Annotated in this window: 22 protein-coding genes; 12 read left to right on the top strand and 10 right to left on the bottom strand. The window is 70.7% G+C overall.

All coding sequences use genetic code 11. The features are described 5' to 3' along the window. Positions 1-5: 5 nt before the first annotated feature. Entirely contained in the window at positions 6-1,463 is a 1,458-nt protein-coding gene (locus LL239_RS10800) for a DEAD/DEAH box helicase (protein WP_228163444.1), read from the top strand. A 104-nt stretch (positions 1,464-1,567) separates the two neighbouring features. On the opposite strand, the gene LL239_RS10805 is transcribed toward LL239_RS10800, so the two are convergent. Then, positions 1,568-2,428: a PHP domain-containing protein gene (locus tag LL239_RS10805; protein ID WP_228163445.1), complete on the bottom strand. Its 861-nt coding sequence runs from the start codon at positions 2,426-2,428 to the stop codon at positions 1,568-1,570. Positions 2,429-2,531: 103 nt separating this feature from the next. Here LL239_RS10805 and LL239_RS10810 point away from each other — a divergent pair, with 103 nt between their 5' ends. The 6 genes from LL239_RS10810 to LL239_RS10835 are packed head-to-tail and all read left to right on the top strand — an operon-like array spanning position 2,532 to position 9,530. Then, positions 2,532-3,563 (top strand): endonuclease/exonuclease/phosphatase family protein, encoded by a 1,032-nt coding sequence (locus LL239_RS10810; RefSeq protein ID WP_228163446.1) that lies wholly within the window; start codon positions 2,532-2,534, stop codon positions 3,561-3,563. A 37-nt stretch (positions 3,564-3,600) separates the two neighbouring features. Then, on the top strand, positions 3,601-5,019 hold the full coding sequence (locus LL239_RS10815; protein WP_228163447.1) for an aminopeptidase P family protein: 1,419 nt from the start codon (positions 3,601-3,603) through the stop codon (positions 5,017-5,019). Next, positions 5,016-6,797 carry a gamma-glutamyltransferase family protein gene (locus LL239_RS10820; RefSeq protein ID WP_228163448.1) on the top strand — a complete coding sequence of 594 codons (1,782 nt, stop codon included), beginning with the start codon at positions 5,016-5,018 and terminating at the stop codon, positions 6,795-6,797. Before LL239_RS10815 ends, LL239_RS10820 begins: the two co-directional genes overlap by 4 nt. Positions 6,798-6,853: 56 nt before the next feature. Beyond that, positions 6,854-7,210 (top strand): DUF6507 family protein, encoded by a 357-nt coding sequence (locus LL239_RS10825; protein WP_228163449.1) that lies wholly within the window; start codon positions 6,854-6,856, stop codon positions 7,208-7,210. After that, entirely contained in the window at positions 7,207-8,931 is a 1,725-nt protein-coding gene (locus LL239_RS10830; RefSeq protein WP_228163450.1) for a hypothetical protein, read from the top strand. The genes LL239_RS10825 and LL239_RS10830 overlap by 4 nt, the downstream gene beginning before the upstream one ends. Positions 8,932-8,951: 20 nt before the next feature. Further along, positions 8,952-9,530 (top strand): hypothetical protein, encoded by a 579-nt coding sequence (locus LL239_RS10835; protein WP_228163451.1) that lies wholly within the window; start codon positions 8,952-8,954, stop codon positions 9,528-9,530. Here LL239_RS10835 and LL239_RS10840 read toward each other — a convergent pair. Both LL239_RS10840 and LL239_RS10845 read right to left on the bottom strand, forming a co-directional pair. Further along, positions 9,437-10,105: an alpha/beta hydrolase family protein gene (locus LL239_RS10840; protein WP_228163452.1), complete on the bottom strand. Its 669-nt coding sequence runs from the start codon at positions 10,103-10,105 to the stop codon at positions 9,437-9,439. The genes LL239_RS10835 and LL239_RS10840 overlap by 94 nt on opposite strands. Continuing rightward, positions 10,102-10,926, bottom strand: a complete 825-nt coding sequence (locus LL239_RS10845) for a general stress protein (protein WP_228163453.1) — start codon at positions 10,924-10,926, stop codon at positions 10,102-10,104. The genes LL239_RS10840 and LL239_RS10845 overlap by 4 nt, the downstream gene beginning before the upstream one ends. A 71-nt stretch (positions 10,927-10,997) precedes the next feature. Between LL239_RS10845 and LL239_RS10850 the strand changes: the two genes are divergently transcribed. From LL239_RS10850 to LL239_RS10860, 3 genes are read left to right on the top strand one after another with little or no spacing between them, the layout of a single operon-like run. Further along, entirely contained in the window at positions 10,998-12,317 is a 1,320-nt protein-coding gene (locus LL239_RS10850; protein WP_228163454.1) for a magnesium transporter MgtE N-terminal domain-containing protein, read from the top strand. Further along, positions 12,317-12,850, top strand: a complete 534-nt coding sequence (locus LL239_RS10855; protein WP_228163455.1) for a DUF1003 domain-containing protein — start codon at positions 12,317-12,319, stop codon at positions 12,848-12,850. Before LL239_RS10850 ends, LL239_RS10855 begins: the two co-directional genes overlap by 1 nt. Next, positions 12,847-13,998 carry an Mrp/NBP35 family ATP-binding protein gene (locus LL239_RS10860; RefSeq protein ID WP_228163456.1) on the top strand — a complete coding sequence of 384 codons (1,152 nt, stop codon included), beginning with the start codon at positions 12,847-12,849 and terminating at the stop codon, positions 13,996-13,998. Before LL239_RS10855 ends, LL239_RS10860 begins: the two co-directional genes overlap by 4 nt. A 2-nt stretch (positions 13,999-14,000) precedes the next feature. On the opposite strand, the gene LL239_RS10865 is transcribed toward LL239_RS10860, so the two are convergent. Beyond that, complete coding sequence (locus LL239_RS10865) at positions 14,001-14,372, bottom strand: twin-arginine translocase TatA/TatE family subunit (protein WP_228163457.1); 372 nt, start codon at positions 14,370-14,372, stop codon at positions 14,001-14,003. A gap of 71 nt (positions 14,373-14,443) precedes the next feature. Between LL239_RS10865 and LL239_RS10870 the strand changes: the two genes are divergently transcribed. Beyond that, the gene (locus LL239_RS10870) at positions 14,444-15,082 is read left to right on the top strand and encodes an O-methyltransferase (protein WP_228163458.1); all 639 of its coding nucleotides are present in this window, start codon (positions 14,444-14,446) and stop codon (positions 15,080-15,082) included. A gap of 76 nt (positions 15,083-15,158) precedes the next feature. Here LL239_RS10870 and LL239_RS10875 read toward each other — a convergent pair whose 3' ends face one another. From LL239_RS10875 to dapE, 3 genes are all read right to left on the bottom strand, one after another. Beyond that, positions 15,159-15,332 (bottom strand): DUF3117 domain-containing protein, encoded by a 174-nt coding sequence (locus tag LL239_RS10875; RefSeq protein WP_076490128.1) that lies wholly within the window; start codon positions 15,330-15,332, stop codon positions 15,159-15,161. A gap of 95 nt (positions 15,333-15,427) precedes the next feature. Next, the gene (locus LL239_RS10880) at positions 15,428-16,651 is read right to left on the bottom strand and encodes a hypothetical protein (protein ID WP_228163459.1); all 1,224 of its coding nucleotides are present in this window, start codon (positions 16,649-16,651) and stop codon (positions 15,428-15,430) included. Further along, positions 16,648-17,724 (bottom strand): succinyl-diaminopimelate desuccinylase, encoded by a 1,077-nt coding sequence (gene dapE, locus LL239_RS10885; protein ID WP_228163460.1) that lies wholly within the window; start codon positions 17,722-17,724, stop codon positions 16,648-16,650. Before dapE ends, LL239_RS10880 begins: the two co-directional genes overlap by 4 nt. A gap of 40 nt (positions 17,725-17,764) precedes the next feature. Here dapE and dapD point away from each other — a divergent pair, with 40 nt between their 5' ends. Next, complete coding sequence (dapD, locus tag LL239_RS10890; RefSeq protein WP_228163461.1) at positions 17,765-18,679, top strand: 2,3,4,5-tetrahydropyridine-2,6-dicarboxylate N-succinyltransferase; 915 nt, start codon at positions 17,765-17,767, stop codon at positions 18,677-18,679. Between the two features lie 344 nt (positions 18,680-19,023). Here dapD and LL239_RS10895 read toward each other — a convergent pair whose 3' ends face one another. From LL239_RS10895 to fdxA, 3 genes are all read right to left on the bottom strand, one after another. After that, complete coding sequence (locus LL239_RS10895) at positions 19,024-20,322, bottom strand: citrate synthase (protein ID WP_228163462.1); 1,299 nt, start codon at positions 20,320-20,322, stop codon at positions 19,024-19,026. 219 nt (positions 20,323-20,541) lie between these two features. Then, positions 20,542-21,645 carry a succinyldiaminopimelate transaminase gene (gene dapC / locus LL239_RS10900; protein ID WP_228163463.1) on the bottom strand — a complete coding sequence of 368 codons (1,104 nt, stop codon included), beginning with the start codon at positions 21,643-21,645 and terminating at the stop codon, positions 20,542-20,544. 3 nt (positions 21,646-21,648) lie between these two features. Further along, on the bottom strand, positions 21,649-21,969 hold the full coding sequence (gene fdxA, locus LL239_RS10905; RefSeq protein ID WP_134127594.1) for a ferredoxin: 321 nt from the start codon (positions 21,967-21,969) through the stop codon (positions 21,649-21,651). Positions 21,970-22,009: the final 40 nt, after the last annotated feature.

Genomic DNA, 22,009 nt, shown 5'->3' on the forward strand with positions numbered 1-22,009 from the left:
CGCTCATGACGACTTTCGCCGAGCTCGGCGTCGATCAGGACATCGTCGATGCCCTGGCATCCAAGGGCATCGTCGATGCCTTCCCGATCCAGGAGCAGACCATCCCGCTGGGCCTGCCCGGTCAGGACATCATCGGCCAGGCCAAGACCGGAACGGGCAAGACGTTCGGCTTCGGCATCCCCGTGGTCCAGCGCCTCGGACCCACCCCCGAGCCGGGTGTGAAGGCGCTCATCGTGGTGCCCACGCGCGAGCTGGCCGTCCAGGTCTACGAGGACATGGACATGCTGACCCAGAACCGCGCGACGAGCGTCGTGGCGATCTACGGCGGCAAGGCCTATGAGGGCCAGATCGATCAGCTCAAGGCCGGCGCGCAGATCGTCGTCGGCACGCCCGGACGCCTGATCGACCTGAACAACCAGCGACTGCTCGATCTGTCGGGCGCGGTCGAGGTCGTGCTCGACGAAGCGGACAAGATGCTCGACCTCGGCTTCCTCGCCGACATCGAGAAGATCTTCCAGAAGGTCCCCGCCATCCGCCATACGCAGCTGTTCTCGGCGACCATGCCGGGGCCCATCGTCGCGCTGGCCCGACGCTTCATGTCCAACCCCATCCACATGCGGGCGAACGACCCCGACGAGGGCCTCACGCAGGCCAACATCAAGCACCTCGTCTACCGCGCGCACTCGCTCGACAAGGACGAGGTCATCGCCCGCATCCTGCAGGCCGAGGGCCGCGGCAAGACCGTCATCTTCACCCGCACCAAGCGGGCCGCGCAGAAGCTCGTCGACGAGCTGAACGACCGCGGCTTCAACGCCGCCGCCGTGCACGGCGATATGAGCCAGGAGTCCCGCGAGCGCTCGATGGCCGCGTTCAAGGCGGGCAAGCGCGACGTGCTGATCGCCACCGATGTCGCCGCGCGCGGCATCGACGTCAATGACGTCACGCACGTCATCAACCACACGATCCCCGACGACGAGAAGACCTACCTGCACCGCGCCGGGCGTACCGGCCGCGCGGGCAAGACGGGCATCGCGGTGACGTTCGTGGACTGGGACGACCTGCACAAGTGGGCGCTCATCAACCGCGCCCTGGAGTTCGGCCAGCCCGAGCCGATCGAGACGTACTCGTCGAGCCCGCACCTGTACACCGACCTCGACATCCCCGAGGGCACGAAGGGCCGCCTGGTCACCGCCCCCAAGGCGGCGCAGGCCCCCAAGGCGGAGAAGTCCGAAGGCACGGATGCCGGCGGCGAGGGCGCTGCGCGGCGTCGCCGCCGTCGTCGCGGCGGCTCGGCCGCGGCGTCCGGCGGTGAGCAGGGCTCGACCGCCGCGCCGCGCGGCGAGGGCGCAGGCACGCACGACGGCGGGGGCAGCGAGCACCACGACGGCAACGCGGCCCCCCGTCGCCGTCGCCGTCGCCGCAGCAGCGGATCGGGTGGCGGCTCGACCGCTCCGGTCGCCTGATCCGACAGCGTTCTTCCGGCGCCGCCCCTCGATCCAGGGGCGGCGCCGTCGTCGTCGGCCCCGACACCGCACCGCTCTCCCCGGTGCGGCGCATCGCCGCCGGTCTAGGGCGAGACGGGCGCTGATCCCGTACCGGCGGCGAGCAGCCGGGCGACCATTTCGTCATCCGTGGTGTTCTCGCCCGGGAGGTTCGGCTTTCCGAGGCCGTGATAGTCGCTGGAGCCGGTGACGATGAGATCGCGCTCCGCAGCCAGCCGCGCCAGCGTCGCCGTGGCATCCGGGAGATTCTCGCGGTGACGCAGCTCGAATCCGGCGAGGCCGGCCGCGAGCATGGCCTCCAGCACCGGGCGAGGCAGCAGCGCTCGACCGGCAGGATGCGCGATGATCGGCACGCCGCCCGCCGCCACGACGAGCTCGACGGCGGTGACGGGGTCGGGGGCGTACAGCGCGACGTAGTACTCGTTACTCGGGTGCAGGATGCCGGCGAACGCCTCGGTGCGATCGGCCACGATGCCGCGCGCGACGAGCGCGTCCGCGATGTGCGGGCGGCCGACGGTCGCTCCGTCGGTCGTCTGGGCGAGGATGTCGTCCCAGCCGATGTCGAAGTCGCGCGAGATGCGCTCGGCCATCATCTGGGCCCGATCCAGGCGCGACGATCGGATGCGATCGGTCATGGCCCGCAGGCCGTCGTCGTCGGGATCGATGAGATACGCCAGCAGGTGCACACTGCGCCACTGGTGCCGGGCCGACAGTTCCATGCCCGGGACGAAGGTCATCCCGAGCGACGAGGCGGCCTCCGCCGCCTCCGCCCAGCCCGACGTCGTGTCATGGTCGGTGAGCGCTGCCGTGCGCACGCCGTGGCGATGCGCCGCCGCCATCACGAGGGCCGGAGACTCGGTGCCGTCCGAGTGCGTCGAGTGGAGGTGAAGGTCACTCGGTCCCTCGAATCGTCGATCGCGCTCCACCCGTCGAGCGTACCGTTCACCCGCGATCGGCCGGGGCGCACGTGGAGGCCCCGGAGAGGCGGCATCCGCCGATCTCCCAGGCGCCTCGCCTAGGGTCGGGTGCGTGCGTCGGCTCATCGGGATCGTGTTCGCGCTCGCGTGCGCTGCGGCGGTCGTGGCGCTGACCTGGCCGACCGCGTTCGGGATCGAGCGGACGTTTCCGCTCGCCCAGGTCATCTCGTTCCGCGTCCCGCTCGCGGCGGCCTTTCTGGCTGCTGCCGCACTGGCTCTTCTGTGCGCTTTCATCCGTCCGGTGCGCGCGCTCGCCCTCGCCCTTGCCGTGATCTTCATCGCGGCGGCCGGTGTGAACGGCGCCCTGGTGCTGCAGCGGGGCGTGGGCACGGATGCCCTGCCGGAGAAGACCGATACGAGCGTGCGGGTCATGACGTGGAACACCGCGGGCGAGGCCACGTCGGCCGAGTCGATCGCGCAATTCGCCGTCGGTATGAAGGCCGACATCGTCACCCTGCCCGAGACGACGATCGAGACCGGGGAGCGCGTGGCCGAGCTGATGCGCGATCTGGGGCAACCGATGTGGGCGCATCACGCCGAGTACGGCGAGTACGGCATCACAGGGTGGGATGCCACCTCCACGACGGTGCTGATCCGGCCGGAGCTCGGCGATTACAGCGTCATCCAGTCCTCGCTCGACGGCTCCAGCAACACCTCGACCGTGCCGAGCGCCGTCGCGATGCCGGTGTCGGGGAACGGCCCGATCATCGTCGCAGCTCACGCCGTCGCACCGCGCCAGGAATACATGACGCAGTGGCGCTCCGACCTGCAGTGGCTGGCCGATCAGTGTGCGACCGACAACGTCATCCTGGCGGGCGACTTCAACGCGACGCTCGACCACATGACGGGACTCGGCATCGACGGCGGGACGCTCGGCCGCTGCCGTGATGCCGCGTCGGCGAGCGGGAACGGCGGGGTCGGCACGTGGCCGACCGACTTCCCCGCGCTCCTGGGCGCGCCCATCGATCACGTCATGGTGACCCCGGACTGGACGGTGACCGGCTCCGTGGTCATGCGCACGCTCGACGGCTCGGGCAGCGACCACCGGCCCATCGTGGTGCAGTTGGAGCGCACCGCGGGCTGACGGTGCGTGAGGCGGCTCACGGTGCGAGACTGGAGGAATGGACTCCCCCGCCGACCGCGACACGATCGCGCACGAAGAGCAGAAGCCCGTCGAGACCACGACGAACCGCAAGGCACCGTTCCCCCGCGGGTTCCTCGACACGATCTCTACCGGCTGGGCCGAGCGTCCCGAGACGCTCCCGTCGCCACGAGAGCAGTCCGTGTGGGCGGCCCGCCGTCGCGACCGCGTGTCGGCGGCGTTTCCCGGTGACCGCCTCGTGGTGCCCGCGGGGTCGCTCAAGCAGCGCAGCAACGACACCGACTACCCGTTCCGCGCCCACTCCGCCTTCGCGCACCTCACGGCGTGGGCGGCGGACGCCGAGCCGGACTCGGTGCTGGTGTTCGAGCCGCGCGACGGCGGTCACGAGGCGGTGCTCTACTTCCGGGAGCGCGCTGACCGCACCACCGCGGAGTTCTACGCGGATGCCACGATCGGCGAGTTCTGGATCGGACCCCGCCCCGCCCTCGCCGGTGTCGCCGCCGACCTCGGGCTCTCCACGGCCCACGTGGACGACTTCGTGGCGACCGACGGCGACCGCGTCGTGGGCGTCGACGACGAGCTCACGCGCTTCGTGTCCGAACTGCGTCTGGTGAAGGATGAGTACGAGCTCGCCCAGCTCGCGCTGGCCGTGGAGGTCACGGCATCCGGATTCGACGACATCGTGGCCGAGCTTCCGCGCATCGTCGAGCACCCGCGCGGCGAGCGCGTGGTCGAGGGTGTCTTCCACCGCCGGGCGCGCGCGGACGGCAACACCGTGGGCTACGACACCATCGCCGCGTCGGGGCCGCACGCGTGTTATCTGCACTGGACACGCAACGACGGCGCCGTCGTTCCAGGGGACCTCATCCTCGTCGACGCCGGTGTCGAGGTCGACAGCCTGTACACGGCCGACATCACCCGGACGCTGCCGGTCTCCGGGCGTTTCACCGAGGTGCAGCGCCGCGTCTACGAGGCGGTGCGCGAGGCCGCCGACGCCGCGTTCGCCGCGGCGCGGCCGGGCGTGCCGTTCCGCCGCGTTCACGAGGCCGCGATGGAGGTCATCGCCGCGCGCGTGGCCGAGTGGGGCCTGCTGCCGGTTACGGCCGAGGATGCCCTGGATGCCGACCGCGGCGGCCAGCACCGTCGCTACATGGTGCACGGCACCAGCCACCACCTGGGCATCGACGTCCACGACTGCGCGCAGGCGCGTCGAGAGATGTACTACGACGGGCTGCTGGAGCCGGGCATGGTCTTCACGATCGAGCCGGGCCTGTACTTCCAGATCGATGACCTCACCGTTCCCGAGGAGTACCGCGGGATCGGCGTGCGCATCGAGGACGACATCGTGATGACCTCCGACGGACCCGTGAATCTGTCGGCGGGCATCCCCCGCACGGCCGACGAGGTGGAGGAGTGGATCGCGCGGCTCACGACGTGAGCTTCACCCCTCCGGCGCCGTTCGCGACGCGTCCGACGCTGCGCGGAACGTTCGGCATGTCGGCATCCACGCACTGGACCGCTACAGCCACCGCACAGTCGGTGCTCGAGCGAGGCGGTAACGCGTTCGACGCCGCTGTGGCCGCCGCCTTCGTGCTGCACGTCGTCGAGCCGCACCTCAACGGCCCGGGCGGCGATCTGGTCGCCCTCGTGCGCCCGGCGGGAACGGACGATCCCCTCGTGCTGATGGGGCAGGGCCCGGCACCGGCGGGCGCATCGATCGCCGCGTTCCGGGCGCGGGGCCTCGACCTCGTCCCCGGCGCGGGCGGACTCGCGGCTGCCGTGCCGGGCGCGGTCGACGCCTGGCTGCTGCTGCTGCGCGACCACGGCACGTGGGAACTCGCCGACGTCCTGGACTACGCCATCGGCTACGCGCGCGACGGGCACCGGCTGGTCGCCGGAGCCGCGATGACCATCGGGCGCGTGGCCGATCTCTTCCGCGATCACTGGCCGACTTCGGCCGAGCTGTGGATGCCGGCGGGATTACCGCCCGCGCCGAACACGATCGTGCGGAACCCGGCGTATGCCGCCGTGCTCGGGCGTCTCGTGGCCGCGGGCGCGAGCGCGGATGGACGAGAGGCACGAATCGACGCGGCTCGACGCGAGTGGATGACGGGGGTGCTGCCCGGGGCCGCGGCCTTCGCGCGCACCCCGCACCGGCATTCCGACGGCGGCGAGCACCCGGGGGTGCTCGACGACGCGGATCTCGCCGGGTGGAGCGCCTCGTTCGAGCCCGCGGTGTCGGCGACGTTCCGCGGCTGGCGCGTGTTCAAGGCCGGTGTGTGGACCCAGGGTCCCGCGCTGCTGCAGACACTGCGAGTGCTCGATCCTCTCGACGACGACCGCCTGGACCCGTCGAGCGCGCTCGGCGCCCACACGATTCTGGAGGTGCAGAAGCTGGCGTACGCCGATCGCGACGCGTGGTTCGGCGATGCGGACTCCGCGGTCGACATCGACGCGCTGCTCGCCGACTCCTACCTGGCGGAGCGTTTCGGGCTGATCGACGACGCGGCCAGCACCGTCCTGCGCCCCGGCTCTCCCGACGGTCGCCCTCCCGTCCTGCCGCCTTTGCGGACGGATGCCGGGATCGCTGCCGCCGGAACGGGCGAGCCCACGGTGGACCGTCGCGGACAGACCCGCGGCGACACGTGCCACCTCGACGTCGTGGACCGTTGGGGCAACGTCGTGTCGGCGACCCCGTCGGGCGGATGGTTGCAATCCTCCCCCGCGGTCCCCGACCTGGGATTCTGCCTCGGGACGCGCCTGCAGGCGACGTGGCTGATCCCCGGGCACCCGGCATCCCTCACCCCCGGCCGCCGGCCGCGCACGACGCTCACGCCGACGATGCTGACGCGCGGCGAGGAAGTCATCGCGATGGGGTCTCCCGGCGGCGATCAGCAGGATGCCTGGCAACTGCCGGTCCTTCTGCGCATGCTCGTCGGAGACTACGAGCCGCAGCAGGCCATCGATGCGCCGTCGTTGCACACGACCGCGGTGCTCGACTCGTTCTGGCCGCGCACGTGGATGCCGGCGGGCGCGGTCGTCGAGGATCGCATCGGCACCGCCGTGATCGAGCAGCTCGAACGCCGCGGACACCTCGTCCGCCGCGCGGGCGACTGGGCGCTCGGCCGCGTGAGTGCCGTGGGGTGTTCCGCCGACGGTCTGCTGTGGGCTGCCGCGAACCCCCGGGGAATGCAGGGCTACGCCGCCGGACGCTGACACCGCTGTCCACAGGGTGAAATCACGGCACCCACGGGTTCCCTACGATCCCGCGCATGTCGTACTCGGTGGATCCCCCGCAACTCCTCAGCGTGGCCGAACGTCTCCGCGGCTGCATCGACGATCTCGACGAGGTCGCGACGTCCTTGCGCCGGTCGATGGATGCCGTGGCCCACGCGCTCGCGCGAGCGATGCCGGCTCGTGCCCGGTTCGCCGACGCTGCCGGCCCCCGCGCCGACCTCGCTCATCGCCTCGTGGGGCGCGGACGCGCGGCGATCGCCGCCCTGCAGTCCGCGGTCCTCGCGTATGTGACCGCCGACGAGGAGATGGCCGCCGTGAGTGCCGCGGGGGCCGAGGCAGTCGGCGACGTGAATCCGTACGACCCGACCGTCTTCGGAGAGCGGCGACGGTGACCGCCGCGACGATGGTGCCCGATCCACCCGCGAACGCCGAACGGCTGCGCGCGGCCTCGCGGGCGTTGCGACGACACGCGGACCGGTTCGAGTTCACGCTGCACGAAGCCCTCCTCACCTGGAACCTGCTTCCGCAGCTCTACCGCGCACCCGAGGCCGACGTCCTCCACAGGTCGCTGAGCGACACGCGACCGGCCGGGCGAGAGATCGCGGCGGGGATGGAAGCCGCGTGCCGCGCGCTCGAACGGTACGCCGACGACCTCGACGGTCTCGCGTTCGACCGCCGTCAGCTTCTGGACGCGCGGGCCGGCGGCGCACCCGCGCCCGTGTGGGATGACAGCGCCGGTGGCAGCGCGGAGGCGATGAACGACCTCGCTAATCGCGCGTGGGAAGACGACATGAGGCGCGACGCGGCAGCGCTCGCGGAGAGTTACGACGAGGCGACGCGACGCTGCGCGGAAGCCCTGAGCGACATCCCGGACGTGGAGTGGACCACGCTCGTCGATGGGGCCGGTCCGCGGGCGGCGGACTCGACCGCGTCGCCCACCGACACGGCAGGGCGGGCGATCCTCGATCGTCTCGCCGCCGCAGCGGATGCCGCTGCCCTGCTGGCGGCGCATCCCGAGTGGTCCCTGATCCTCGGTCGCACGGCACCCGCCGAGGTCGCGCGGTGGTGGGCGGGTCTCGACCCGACGGTCGCTGGGGCTCTCGCGACGGCTGTCCCGGCCCTCATCGGGAATCTCGACGGTGTGCCCATCGCGGACCGCGTGGCCGCCAATCGCCGTCGCGCGAGCATCCACCTGCGGGATATGCGTCGCGCACGTCAGGCGCTCGAGATGCTCCGCGCGCCCCGCTCGCGAGCCAACGCCCTCGAGGTCCTCGACCGGAGGACGGAACGTGCGCGGCTCGACCGCGAGATCGCCTTCTTCGAGAAGGTGACGGACGGCACGAAGCAGCTGTACGCATGGGACCCGGGTCACGGATCGCTGATCGAGATGGCCGGCGACCCCTCCACGGCGAAGGCGGCCCTGTTCGTGCTTCCGGGGACGAACGCGAACCCGGACGCGTTCATGTCGGATCGTCCCGTCACGGACTTCGCACAGTGGCAGGTGGGGTCCGGTGGCGGGGCGGTCGTCGCTTTCACCGTCCTGACCGGACCGATGCCCCAGCTCGACGACTTCGTCACGGCCGGGCCGGAATGGAATCGGTTCGCCGAGGAACGCGGCGGCGAGTACGCCCGGTTCCTCCAAGGCGTGGATGCCTCCGCTCCCGGTCTGTGGACGATGAGCTACGAACACTCGTACGGCGGCGGGGTCGGAAGCGAGGCCGAGAAGCACGGAGGCACCGTGGACGCGCGATTCCTGGCAGCGAGCGTGGGGGCGATCGGACCGTACGAACCGCACCCCGGGACCCGCTACTTCGCGACACAGGCCGTGGACGACATCAACCGCTACTACGCGGGCATCGGCCTCGGCCCGGTCGGGTTCACCGTCGCGCCGGAAACCATCGCCGGCGTGGAGATCGTCGACTCGGGCCTGCCCGGTCCCGATGTCCCGATCGTGCTCGAGTATCTGTACACCCAGAATCCGGGCGCGCTCGTCGGCATCGTCCGCGACAGCGTCCAGCACCACACGGCGCTGATGAGCAGCGACGAATCCATCAACGGCGCGGTGCTTCGGACCGTGCGCGACATCCTCGCGTCGGGAGGCAACGACCAGTGAGAGCCCGCCATCTCGTCATCGTGCTGCTCATCTTTGCAACTCTGCTAGCCAGCTGCAGCAACACTCGTCCGAGGTACGACGAGGTCCGCGCGGAAGGAATAGAAGCGTTGAGGGAGGTGGAGTCTCTCATTCCGGGGGTCACGACGGCACGGCCGAGGCCGGAATTCAAGCCCTTCGGTTGCGGCCCCGACCCGCTATCCGGCGCGGGCAGCGACAGCGCCTTCTATACCGGCTACTGGGAGGTCGAGGTCAGCAATGAGCTTGACGTACCCGGTTTCATCGCCGAGCTCCCCGACAAGCTCGGCGACGGCTGGACAACAGAGGATCTCGGAATCGCTGTCCCGTTCGCCCAGGTCCACCTCGTGAAGGAGTCCCCGAGGCTCAGCCTCACCGTGGAGGAGCGGGAAAGGAATGGCAAGAAAGGTATCGATCTGCTGGTCATGTCGAGATGCGGCGTCGTCACGCCCACCCCGGTCGGTTTGTCTCGGAGTGACGCGCCGTTCACTCACAGCCCTCGTACGAACTCCCCCACGACGCCCGCGAGCCCGGCGCCGATCTCCGCGGCCGGTCTCCGCTTCCCCTTCACCTCGAACGAATGATTCGCCCCTTCGATCCAGTGCACGCGAGCGTCGTGACACGTCGCGACGACGGTGTCGAATTGTTCGCGTGGGGCGATGAACGGATCGTTCTCGCCCTCGATGAAGAACTGCGGGACGGTGATCCTCGGCAGGTGTTCGGCGCGCGGCTTGTCGGGGCGGCCGGGCGCGTGCAGCGGATAGCCGAGGTAGACCAGGGCCCGCGGCGAAAGCGCTCCCTCGGCGGTGGCGAGCGAGGCCATGCGCCCACCGTACGACTTGCCCGCGGCGACGAACGCACCGCTCCGCTGCGACCCGAGCCAGGCCTGGACACCCGCCCAGGTGGCGACGGCGTGGGCGGCGGGGCCCGGCATCCTTCGCCCGTCCTCGACATACGGGAAGACGAACCTCAGCACCGAGAAGCCTGACTCGGACAACGCCGAGGCGAGTCCCTCCAGAAAAGGGTGGGTCATGCCGGCGCCGGCGCCATGCGCCAGCGCGATGGTTGCCTCGGCGCCCGGGACGCTCGACCAGAGGCCCGACACCTCGGTCTCCCCCGTCGGCAACTCCACCGGGATGCGGACGGATAGAGGTGTCACCGGTCTTGGCGCGGTGCGTCGGACTCCGAGTCCGGACCCGACGACGTCGACGAACCGTGCTCATCGCGCGGCTGCGCCGCATCCGGCGCAGCGGACACGGGCGCGGATCCCTCCGGCACGGACGGCCCCTGCCCGGGAGCTTCCGGCGGCACCGTGTCCTCGTCCGGAGCGGCGGGCGGCGCGATCCGCTCACCGTAACGAGGAGGCTCGTCGTCGGTGGGGCGAGGAGGTACCGGCGGACGCGGCGGGACAGCCGGCGACGACGTGCCCGGCGTCTGTACGCGCTCGCCGTACTGCGGCGGGGTGGGATCAGTCGGTGCGGCAGGACGCGCCACCACCGTACGTGCCGCACCCGCGGGCCCGAGCACTCCGCGCGCCTTGGCCAGGCTCGGCGCGGCGACGCACACGTCGTAGTGGTCGGCGGTGACCTGCATGACCGAGGCGAAATCGCGACGGCGGCGGACGATCGAGTACGTGCCCAGGCTCAGCAGCATGCCCAGCGCCATGCCCACCAGCAGCACGCCGATGAAGGCGGAGATCTGCACGGTGGGTGTCCCGAGGACGAAGATGAAAGCGAACAGCAGCCCCAGCATGAGGCCGTTCAGCGCACCGGAACGCGCCGCCGTGGCGTAGCCCAACCGCCCCGTGATGCGCTCGATCGAGCGGAGTCCGCTGCCCACGATCGCGATGTCGCGCGCGGGCACCTCCCCCGCGATGAGCGAGGACACGGCTTTCTGCGCCTTCTCGTACGTCGGGAACGAAGCGACCTTCTCGCCGACCTCGTCCCGACCCGCGCCCACAGGTCCCGCGAACATGCTCATTTCACCATCTTGTCACGCGGCCCCGCCGGGGCGGTCGGCTCCCCCGAGGGTTCGCGGACTACGCTGGGACGGTGAGCACGCAAAGGGTTTTCGTCGCCCGCTTGGCGGGCTGCACGGTGTTCGATCCCGCGGGAGACCGCCTGGGGAAGGTGCGCGACGTCGTGGTGATCTACCGCGCAACGGGCGCACCGCGCGTCGTGGGCCTCGTGGTCGAGATCCCTGGTCGCCGACATGTGTTCGTGTCGATCGGACGCGTCACCTCCATCCAGTCCGGCCAGGTGATCACCACCGGTCTCATCAACGTGCGCCGCTTCCAGCAGCGCGGTGGCGAGGTGCGCGTCATGGCGGAGATGCTCGGCCGGCGTGTGCACCTCGTCGACGGGTCCGGCGATGCCGTGATCGAAGACGTCGCGATCGAACGCAACCGCCTCGGGGAATGGCACGTGGGCCAGCTCTTCCTGCGCCGGCCCCGCACGAGCGCCTCCCCCTTCGCCAAGGGCGCGACGACCTTCGCCGCCTGGAGCGAGGTGCGCGAACAGCAGACCCCCGGTCAGGCGCAGTCGGCGGAGCAGCTGGTGGCCACATACTCCGACCTCAAGCCCGCCGACCTTGCCAACACGCTCCTCGACCTGCCCGAGGAACGTCTCATCGAGGTCGCCGAAGAGCTCAGCGACGACCGCCTCGCCGACGCCCTCGAAGAGATGCCCGAGGACGAGCAGGTCCACATCCTCGAGCAACTGGGCGACGAGCGTGCCGCCGACATCCTGGATGCCATGGAGCCCGACGACGCGGCCGACCTCCTGGGTCAGCTGCCCGAGTCCCGCTCCGAGCAGCTGCTCGAACTCATGGAGCCGGAAGAGGCCGACGACGTCCGCGCCCTGCTGCAGTACGGTCCCGACACGGCCGGCGGTCTCATGACCCCCGAGCCGATCGTCCTGTCCGCGGATGCCACCGTCGCCGAGGCCCTCGCGCTCATCCGTCGCCACGAACTGCACCCCGCCCTCGCGGCATCCGTCTTCATCACCCTCCCGCCGTACGAGACGCCGACCGGGCGTCTGCTGGGGACGGTGCACTTCCAGCGCATGCTGCGCTACCCGCCCCACGAGCGGCTGGGCGCGATCATCGACGACACCCTCGAGCCGGTACCCGCCGATGCCACCGCGGCCGAGGTGGCGCGTCTGCTCGCGAGCTACAACCTCGTGTCGCTGCCGGTGGTCGACCAGGCGCACCGTCTCGTGGGCTGCGTCAGCGTCGACGACGTGCTCGACTACCTGCTGCCCGACGACTGGCGAACACACGACAGCGACGATCCGAGACCGAAGACGACGATCAGACCGCTCGCCACCGCGAGCATCCCCCAGATTCCCACCCAGACACCGAGGAGGCGCTGATGGCACGTGCACAACGACAGACCGCCCTCGATGCGCCCCGCGGCCGCTCGGGAATGCTCGCACCCCGCGCGCCCCAGCCCTCGCGCGACCGGTTCGGCCGGTTCACCGAGTGGGTCGCGCGCGCCATGGGCACCCCGACGTTCCTCCTCTCGCTCACGCTGTTCTGCCTGCTGTGGATGGGCTGGAACTCGATCGCACCCGACGAGTGGCGTTTCGATTCGGCCGCCATCGGCTTCACGGCGTTGACCCTCGTGCTCTCGCTGCAGGCCTCGTACGCGGCGCCCCTGATCCTGCTCGCGCAGAACCGGCAGGACGACCGCGACCGCGTGCAGATCGAGCAAGATCGTCAGCGCGCGGAGCGCAACCTCGCCGACACCGAGTACCTCGCCCGCGAGATCGTCGCCCTGCGTATGGCGGTGCGCGACCTCACCGACGAGGTGATCACGAAGGAAAGCCTCCGCGCCGAGCTGAAGGCGGCGCTGGAGCGCCTGGAGGATCACGACACCGCCGAGCCGAAGACGATCGGTCCGTGACCGCGGCGCTCGCCGACCGCGTGCGCGCCGCCGTCGCCGCCGTCACAGACCCGGAACTGCGGCGCCCCCTGGGTGAGCTCGACATGCTGCGCGACATCATCGTCACCGACGGCGTCGCCGAGGTGGGCATCGCGCTCACGATCGTCGGCTGCCCCGCCGCCGACCGCATCGAGCGCGACGTACGGGCGGCGGCGGCATCCGTCGAGGGTGTCTCCCGCGTCGACGTCGCTGTCGGCGTCATGTCGCCCGACGAGCGCCGCGCGCTGACCGAACGCCTCCGCGGCGGACGAGCGGCCCGCGAGATGCCGTTCGGTCCCGACTCCCTGACCCGCGTCATCGCCGTCACCAGCGGCAAAGGCGGGGTGGGCAAATCCACCCTCACGGCGAACCTGGCGGTGGCTCTCGCGGCGCGCGGCCTGCGCGTGGGACTGGTGGATGCCGATGTCCACGGCTTCTCGATCCCGGGCCTGCTCGGCCTGGTCGACGACGACGGCCTGCCCCCTGCCCCGACGCGTCTGGACGACCTGATCCTCCCGCCGGTCGCCTACGGAGTGAAGGTCATCTCGATCGGCATGTTCCTGCGCCGTCCCGGCGAGGCTGCCGCCGGGGCCGTCGCGTGGCGCGGGCCCATGCTCCACCGCACCGTGCAGCAATTCCTCACCGACGTGTACTTCGGCGACCTCGACGTGCTGCTGCTGGACATGCCACCGGGCACGGGTGACGTGGCGATCTCGGTGGGCCAGCTGCTCCCGCACGCCGACGTCCTTGTCGTCACGACCCCGCAGGCCGCCGCAGCCGATGTCGCGGTGCGCTCGGGCCTCGTGGCCCGCCAGACCGGCCAGAAACCGATCGGCGTCATCGAGAACATGTCCGCGATGGCGCTCCCGGACGGAACGGTCCTCGACCTGTTCGGCTCGGGCGGCGGCGAAGCGGTGGCACACGCGCTCTCGAGCGACGGCCGCGACGTCCCGCTCCTGGCATCCGTCCCGCTGAGCCCAGCGCTGCGGACAGGAGGCGACGACGGGCGTCCCGTCGTGATCGCACAGCCGGACGACCCGGCGTCCCTCGCCATCGAGGCGGCCGCGGCCGCCCTCGCGACGCGCCCGCGCGGACTGTCGGGGCGCTCCCTGCCGCTGAAACTCGGCTGAGGTCAGGTCGCTTCGTCGTCGAACGGCGGCTTCTCGCCCGCGACGAACGTCGGCTTGTCGACCGGCGCCTGCGTCGCCAAAGCTGCCGCCCCGGCCGCGCGCATCGTCGCGGTGGGCGTGTCGTCGAGGAGAGCCTCACGGATGATGCGGCGAGGGTCGTACTGTCGCGGGTCGAGCTTGCGCCAGTCGACCTCGTCGAACTCGGGGCCCATCTCGTCGCGCATGCGGGTCTTCGCGCCCTGCATCGTCTCCTTGGCGCGCTTCGTGAGCCGTGCCAGACTCTCGGCGTACCTCGGCAGACGCTCCGGTCCGATGATGAGCGCGGCGATCACTCCGATCAGCAGAAGCTTCTCGATCGTGAGGCCGAAGAACATGAGTTCAGATTACCCGCCGCGCCTCGGCCGCCCGCACCGGCGTCACGTCTAGCCTGGGCGAGGAGGTCCAGGTGAGCGGTTACGAAGCGAACGAGCGGTTCGTGCAGGAGTCGACGGTCGAGCCGGAGCACATCGCCCGCGCCCGCGCGCACGCGCTCGAGCTCGGGGCGGCCCCGATCAGCCCGGCCGTCGGCGCGCAGATCGCTGTGCTGGCCGCAGCCTCACGCGCCTTGAACGTCGTCGAGGTGGGCACGGGCGGTGGCGTCTCCGGGCTGTGGCTGCTGCACGGTTCGCCGCGCGCCACGCTCACGACCATCGACAGCGAGCCCGAGCACCTGGGGGCCGCCCGAGCCGCGTTCGCCGATGCGCGTGTTCCCGCGGCGCGCGCCCGCTTCATCACCGGACGCGCCGCCGACGTCCTGCCTCGCATGAACGAGGCGTCCTACGACATCGTCCTCATCGACGCGGACGCCGAGGGCGTCATCGAATACGTCGAGCACGGCCTGCGGCTCGTACGCGCCGGCGGCACCGTGCTCGTCCCTCGCGTGCTCGCGGGTGGCGCGGTCGCCGACCCCGTGCGCCGCGACGTCGTCACAACCGCCTACCGCTCGCTCATTCAAGAAGTGCAGACCTCGCCCGCCGTCTTCGGCGCCCTCTCCACCACCGGCGAGGGGCTGCTCCAGCTGACGACGGTCACCCCTCTCACCTGAGCCCGGCGCGGGCCTCACCCGCCCCGAACGCACCGAAGGCCGGTCCCGAGGGGGACCGGCCTTCGTGCAAGATGCGTCAGGCTGCGCCGACGACACCGCCGAGAACGTCGTACAGTTCCTTCGCCTCGGCGTCGTTGACCGACACCACCAGGCGACCGCCGCCTTCGAGCGGAACACGCACGATGATCAGCCGGCCCTCCTTCACGGCCTCCATCGGTCCGTCACCGGTACGCGGCTTCATGGCTGCCATCGCGGCCCCCTTTTCGTCGTTGGTCTGCGCACTAGTTTAGTCTGTCCGCGCAGCGCACCGAGGTACCGCGCCCCGCGAACGTCGCTCACCCGCGCTCACGGGATCTGCCAGAACGTGTTGCCGAGGCCGTACATGTTGTAGATCCACCACCACTGCCCGAGGAGCGCCGCCGCCAGGACCGCCCACCGCCAGCCGCGGGAGGACGGCACGGCGAGTGCGCCCCACAGCGGCGAAATCGGCACGAGCAGCCGGAACAGGCTCGACTGCGGGAAGAACACCAACAGCAGGTAGATGAGGTAGCTGGCCGACCACAGGCGCACCTCGATGCCGAGTCGCTTCACCTGCGGGGCGAACAACAGCGCGGCGGCGGCTCCGAGCACCACCAGAACGAGCGCCGCGTAGCCGGCGACCGCCCCGAGCCCCCAGTGTGTGAACCAGAAGCCCGCAGCCTGGATCCACCCCTCGACCGGGACGAAGCGATCGCTCGTATCACCGATCCAGTTGCGTCGCCACGCCAGTTCGGTCGCGAGGTAGGCGCCAGGGTCGCCCGTCACCAGTCCAGCGATCACCTGCCATGCGAAGCCCACGACGACAGCCACAGCGGCGACGCCCACCACGTGCGCGACGTCGGTGAGGGGCAGTGGCTCGACACGCCTCCGCAGGAACCGATGCACGCCGTAGAGCCCGAGGAAGAGAGCGAAGGCCAGGATGCCGGGGCGAGTGAAGCCCATGGCGGGGACGAGCGCGTACAGCCAGCCCCACCGGCGCACCTGAACGCAGCGCAGGGCGAGGAAGAGAAGGAACAGGAACAGCGACTCCGCGTAGCCGACCTGGAAGAGCGCGGCCAGCGGACCGCAGGCGAAGAAGGTCACCGCCCACAGCGCCGCGGAGTCTCCGATCCGGTCCCGCAACACCGCGTGCAGCGCGACGCTCGCGCCGAAGCCGGACAGCAGCGAGATCACTACCGCGCCGGCGCCCCACGACCCCAGCACAGTGCCGAGACCGGCCGACAGGTACGCGTAGACCGGCAGGAAAGCCCAGGCGTTCTCGGCGACGCCGCCCTCTGGTGTCAGCGGCAGATCGGCCGGGTATCCCGAAACCGCCACCAGCCAGTACCACTGCGCGTCCCAGCCCAGTGCCAGCTCGCTCAGCGACGGGGCGAACCCGTACCGCGACGCCGGGCCGGAGAGGGCGGCGGCGAGCAGGAAGAACGTCGTCGTCACCAGGCGTGCCACGACGTAGACGACCGCGATGCGCACCACGACGGGCCAGCCCTGCCAGGACCGTGCCCGCGTCGAGGTCGCGGCCGCCGAGCTCACGACCCGGTCAGCCAGGACCGCAGGCCGCGCTCGACGGCGTCGATCTGTGCGAGGGGGACGCGCTCCTGGTCATGGTGGGCGAGGTGGGGGTCGCCGGGACCGTAGTTGACCGCCGGGATGCCCATGGCCGAGAAGCGCGCAACGTCCGTCCACCCGTACTTCGGCCTCGGCGTTGCGCCCACGGCGGCGACGAACTCCCGGGCCAGCGCGGCATCCAGTCCCGGACGCGCTCCCACCGCGACATCGACGATCTCGACGTCGAAGCCGGCGAACACATCGCGCACGACCCGCTCGGCGGCGGCCGCGTCGCGGCTCGGGGCGAAGCGGTAGTTGACCTCGACCTCGCAGGCGTCGGGGATGACGTTGCCCGCGACCCCGCCCGTGATCTTCACCGCGTTCAACCCCTCGCGGTAGACGAGCCCCTCCACCTCGATCTCGCGCGCACGGTACTCCGCCAGACGGGCGAGGACGGGGGCCGCCTTGTGGATCGCGTTCTCGCCGATCCACGATCGGGCGCTGTGTGCGCGCACACCGGTGGTTCGGACCAGGGCACGGAGCGTTCCGTTGCAACCGCCCTCGACCTCGCCGTTGCTCGGCTCGCCGAGGATGGCGAAGTCGCCGGCGAAGAGGTCGGGACGGTTGCGCGAGAGACGGCCGAGGCCGTTCAACGCGGAGTCGACTTCTTCGTGGTCGTACCACATCCACGTGATGTCGACCGGAGGTTCGGTCAGTTCGACCGCGAGTTTGAGCTGGACCGCTACGCCGGCTTTCATGTCGACGGTGCCACGGCCCCAGAGGAACGGCTCCCCGTCGATCTCGGTGTCTCGCGTGGGGAGGTTGTCGTTGATCGGCACCGTGTCGATGTGGCCCGCGATGACCACGCGCCGGGACCGACCGAGCGATGTGCGCGCGACGACGGTGTCGCCGTCGCGGATGACCTCGAGGTGGGCGTAGCCGGAGACGGCAGCCTCGATCGCGTCCGCCAGAGCGGTCTCGCTGTCGGAGACGCTGGGGATGTCGCAGATCGCGCGCGTTATCTCGACGGAGGAGGCGTGCAGGTCGAGCGGGGGCATGGGTCCGATCCTACCCAGGGCACCCCGATAGCCTGTCGGGGTGACGAATGAACGACTGATCACCGGAACAGGGCTCTCCACGATCGCCGCCGATGGCACGGTTCTGGATGCCTGGTTCCCCGCGCCCGCAATGGGCGCAGCCGACACCCGCCACGATCTCGAGTCCCTCGCCGGATCCGACGACCGCCGTGCCGTGCGGATCGAGGTCGTGACCCTCACCATCGATGCGGATGCCGCGCCGGCCTCGACCACCGATGCCTACCTCCGCCTTCACGCGCTCTCGCACCGGCTCGTTCGGCCCAACGAGATCTCGCTCGACGGCATCTTCGCGCACCTCCCGAACGTCGCATGGACCAACGCGGGCCCGATGCACCCCGACGACGCGACGCGCCTGCGGCCCGCGCTGCTGCGTCATGGCATCCAGGTTCAGGGGCTGGACAAGTTCCCGCGTCTCCTCGACTACGTCACGCCTGCCGGCGTGCGCATCGCCGACGCGTCGCGCGTGCGCCTGGGCGCCTACCTCTCCCCCGGCACCACCGTCATGCACGAAGGGTTCGTGAACTTCAACGCAGGCACACTCGGCGCCTCCATGATCGAAGGCCGGGTGTCGCAGGGCGTCGTGATCGGCGACGGCACCGACATCGGCGGTGGCGCGTCGATCATGGGCACGCTGTCGGGCGGGGGGACCCACCGCGTCTCGATCGGCGCGCGCACGCTCCTCGGGGCGAACGCCGGCATCGGGATCTCTCTGGGCGACGACTGCGTCGTCGAGGCGGGGCTCTACGTCACGGCGGGCACGAAGGTACGTATCGCCGGCTCCGACGAGACTGTCAAGGCGGCCGAGCTGTCGGGTCGGGACGGGATCCTCTTCCGTCGCAACTCCCTCACGGGAGCCGTCGAGGCCTCGGCCCGCGCCGGCGTCGGTGTGACGCTGAACGCGGCGCTGCACGCCTGATCCGGCGCTGCCCGCCTGACGCGGCGCTGCACGCCTGACCCGGCGCTGCCCGCCTGACGCGGCGCTGCACGCTGACCCGGCCGCGCACGCCTGACCCGGCCGCGGAGGCTGCCGGCGCCCCGCCTTCCCCGGCATAAACGCTTCTCCCGCGCAGAAACGCGAGCACCGCGCGTTTCTGCGCGGGAATCGCGTTTATGCGTGCCCTGCGCCGCGGAACCCCACAGCAACGCCTGCGCCGCGGAACCCCACAGCAACGCCGGCGCCGCGGAACCCCACAGCGGCGCCGGCGCCGCACACCGGAACGCCCCGCCCCTCGGAAGAGGAGCGGGGCGTGTCGCGTCGGGTCAGACCGCGCCGGGGTAGTCGCGCTGCGCGGCCCCCGTGTACAGCTGCTGCGGGCGACCGATCTTCGTCTGCGGGTCGGTGATGGCCTCACGCCACTGGGCGAGCCAGCCGGGGAGGCGGCCGATGGCGAACAGCACCGTGAACATGCGGGTCGGGAAGCCCATCGCCTTGTAGATCACGCCGGTGTAGAAGTCGACGTTCGGGTAGAGGCGACGCTCCTTGAAGTAGTCGTCCTCGAGCGCGATCTGCTCGAGCTCCTTGGCGAGGTCGAGCAGCGGGTCGCTCACACCCAGGGCCTCGAGCACCTCGTCGGCGGCGCCCTTGACGAGCTTCGCGCGCGGGTCGTAGTTCTTGTAGACCCGGTGACCGAAGCCCATGAGCTTGACGCCCTGCTCCTTGTTCTTCACGCGCTCGACGAAACGCTCGACGCTCTCGCCCGAGTCGCGGATGCGTCCGAGCATCTGCAGCACCGCCTCGTTCGCCCCGCCGTGCAGCGGACCCGAGAGAGCCTGGATGCCGGCCGAGATCGAGGCGAACTGGTTGGCTCCGGTCGAGCCCACCAAACGCACCGTCGATGTCGAGGCGTTCTGCTCGTGGTCCGCGTGCAGCATGAGCAGCAGATCGAGGGCCTTCGTCATGACGGGGTTGACCTCGTAGATCTCGCTCAACACACCGAAGTTCAGCTTGAGGAAGTTGTCGACGAAGCTCAGCGAGTTGTCGGGGTACAGGAACGCCTGCCCGATGCTCTTCTTGTGCGCGTAGGCGGCGATGACGGGGAGCTTCGCGAGCATGCGCACCGTGTTGAGCTCGACGTGCTCGGGGTTGTGCGGGTCGGACTCGGACTCGTAGTAGGTGGAGAGGGCCGCGGTGGCCGCCGACAGCACCGACATGGGGTGAGCGGTCGGGGGAAGCGCCGAGAAGAAGCGCTTGAGGTCTTCGTGCAGAAGCGTGTGACGGCGGATGCGCTCGTCGAAGGCGGCCAGCTCGGATGCCGAGGGCAGCTCGCCGTAGATGAGCAGCCACGCGACCTCGAGGTACGTGCTGTTCTTCGCCAACTGCTCGATGGGGTATCCGCGGTAGCGCAGAATGCCTTGATCACCATCGATGTAGGTGATGTTCGACTTGGTCGAGGCGGTGTTGACGAAACCGTAGTCGAGCGTGGTGTGACCGGTCTGCTTCGTCAGCGAGGCGATGTCGATGCTCGGAACGCCGTCGGTACCTCGCAGAACCGGGAATTCGGCGGTGGTACCCCCCACCGAGAGGGTGGCCTTGTCCTGCTGCGTGCCCGCGTCGCTCACCGCGCCTCCTTGCGATTTCTGGTCGCCCGTGTGGATCAACCGTGGGAGCACCCGGCGCCCGCGGCCTTCGGCCGGCGTCCGCGTACGGCCCCCGACTCGGCACCCGGCGGAGGGTCACCCGCTCACAGTGCCTTTACAGCCTAGTAGGGGCGAGAGCGTACAGACGACATCGCCAAAGGATGGGCCTTCTCGATGGAGAGATCCTCCTGACCGTGCCGGTCAGGGCGTCAGGCGCTCCGCGGCCGCCGCTATCCGCTCGTCGGCCGCGGTGAGCGAGAACCGGACGTGCTGCGGGAAATGGGCGCCATAGAAGTGGCCCGGACCGACCAGGATGCCGAGATCGGCCAGTCTCCCCACGCTCTCCCATGCGTCCCGCCCCTCCGTGGCCCAGAGGTACAGGCCGCCCTCGCTGCGGTCCACGCGGAAGCCGGCGGCCTCGACCGCGGGCTTGAGCACGGCGCGGCGGCGAGCGTAGCGCTCGCGCTGTTCGCGCACGTGCTCGTCGTCCCCGAGCGCGACCGTCATCGCCCGCTGGACCGGTGCCGGCGGCATCAGCCCGAGGTGCTTGCGACCGGTCAGCAGGCGGTCCACGAGAACCGGATCCCCGGCGAGGAACGCCGCGCGGTAGCCGGCCAGGTTCGATTGCTTGCTGAGCGAGTAGACCGAGAGCACCCCGCTGAGGTCGTCACCGACGACCGTGGGATCCAGCACGCTCGGTACGCCGACGGCGTCCCATGGCGCGTCCCACCCGAGTTCGGCGTAGCACTCGTCGGAGGCGAGCACCGCACCGACTTCGCGCGCCCGCGCGACGGCATCCGACAGCTCCCGCGTCGACAGCACGCGCCCGTCGGGATTGCCTGGCGAATTGATCCAGACCAGGCGGGTGTTCGCGGGCCATGCGGCCGGATCGTCGGATGCCACGGGCTCGGCGCCCACGAGTCTGGCCCCGACCTCGTAGGTGGGGTAGGCCGCGCGCGGGTGCACGACCGCGTCGCCGGCCCCCAACCCGAGGAGCAACGGAAGGAGCGCGACGAGTTCTTTCGACCCGACGGTGGGGAGAACGTGGGCGGGCGTGAGCCCGGGCACGCCGCGACGACGGGCGTACCAGTCGACGATCGCCTCGCGTAGCGCGGGCGTCCCCATCGTCTGCGGGTAGGCGTGCGCGTCGGTCGCCGCGGCCAGGGCATCGGCCACGACGCCGGGCGTCGGGTCGACGGGCGAACCGATCGACAGGTCGACGATGCCCGCGGGGTGACGGCGGGCGCGCTCCGCATACGGCGCGACGGCGTCCCAGGGGTAGTCGGCGAGGTCGGCGACGCCCACGGGTCAGTGACTCTGCGGGGGCAGCGCGGAGACGACCGGGTGGTCCTTCGCGATCACGCCGACCTTGGCGGCGCCACCGGGCGAGCCGATGTCGTCGAAGAACTCGACGTTGGCCTTGTAGTAGTCCGACCACTCTTCCGGCAGGTCGTCCTCGTAGTAGATCGCCTCGACGGGGCACACGGGCTCGCACGCGCCGCAGTCGACGCACTCGTCGGGGTGGATGTAGAGCGAGCGCTCCCCCTCGTAGATGCAGTCGACGGGACACTCATCGATGCACGCGCGATCCTTGACATCGACACACGGGAGGGCGATCACGTAAGTCACCGTGTCAGTCTACGCGCGCCCGGGGTGGGGCCCGGGCCGG

The organism is Microbacterium testaceum, assembly GCF_020781835.1.
GTDB classification, from domain to species: Bacteria; Actinomycetota; Actinomycetes; order Actinomycetales; family Microbacteriaceae; genus Microbacterium; species Microbacterium testaceum_H.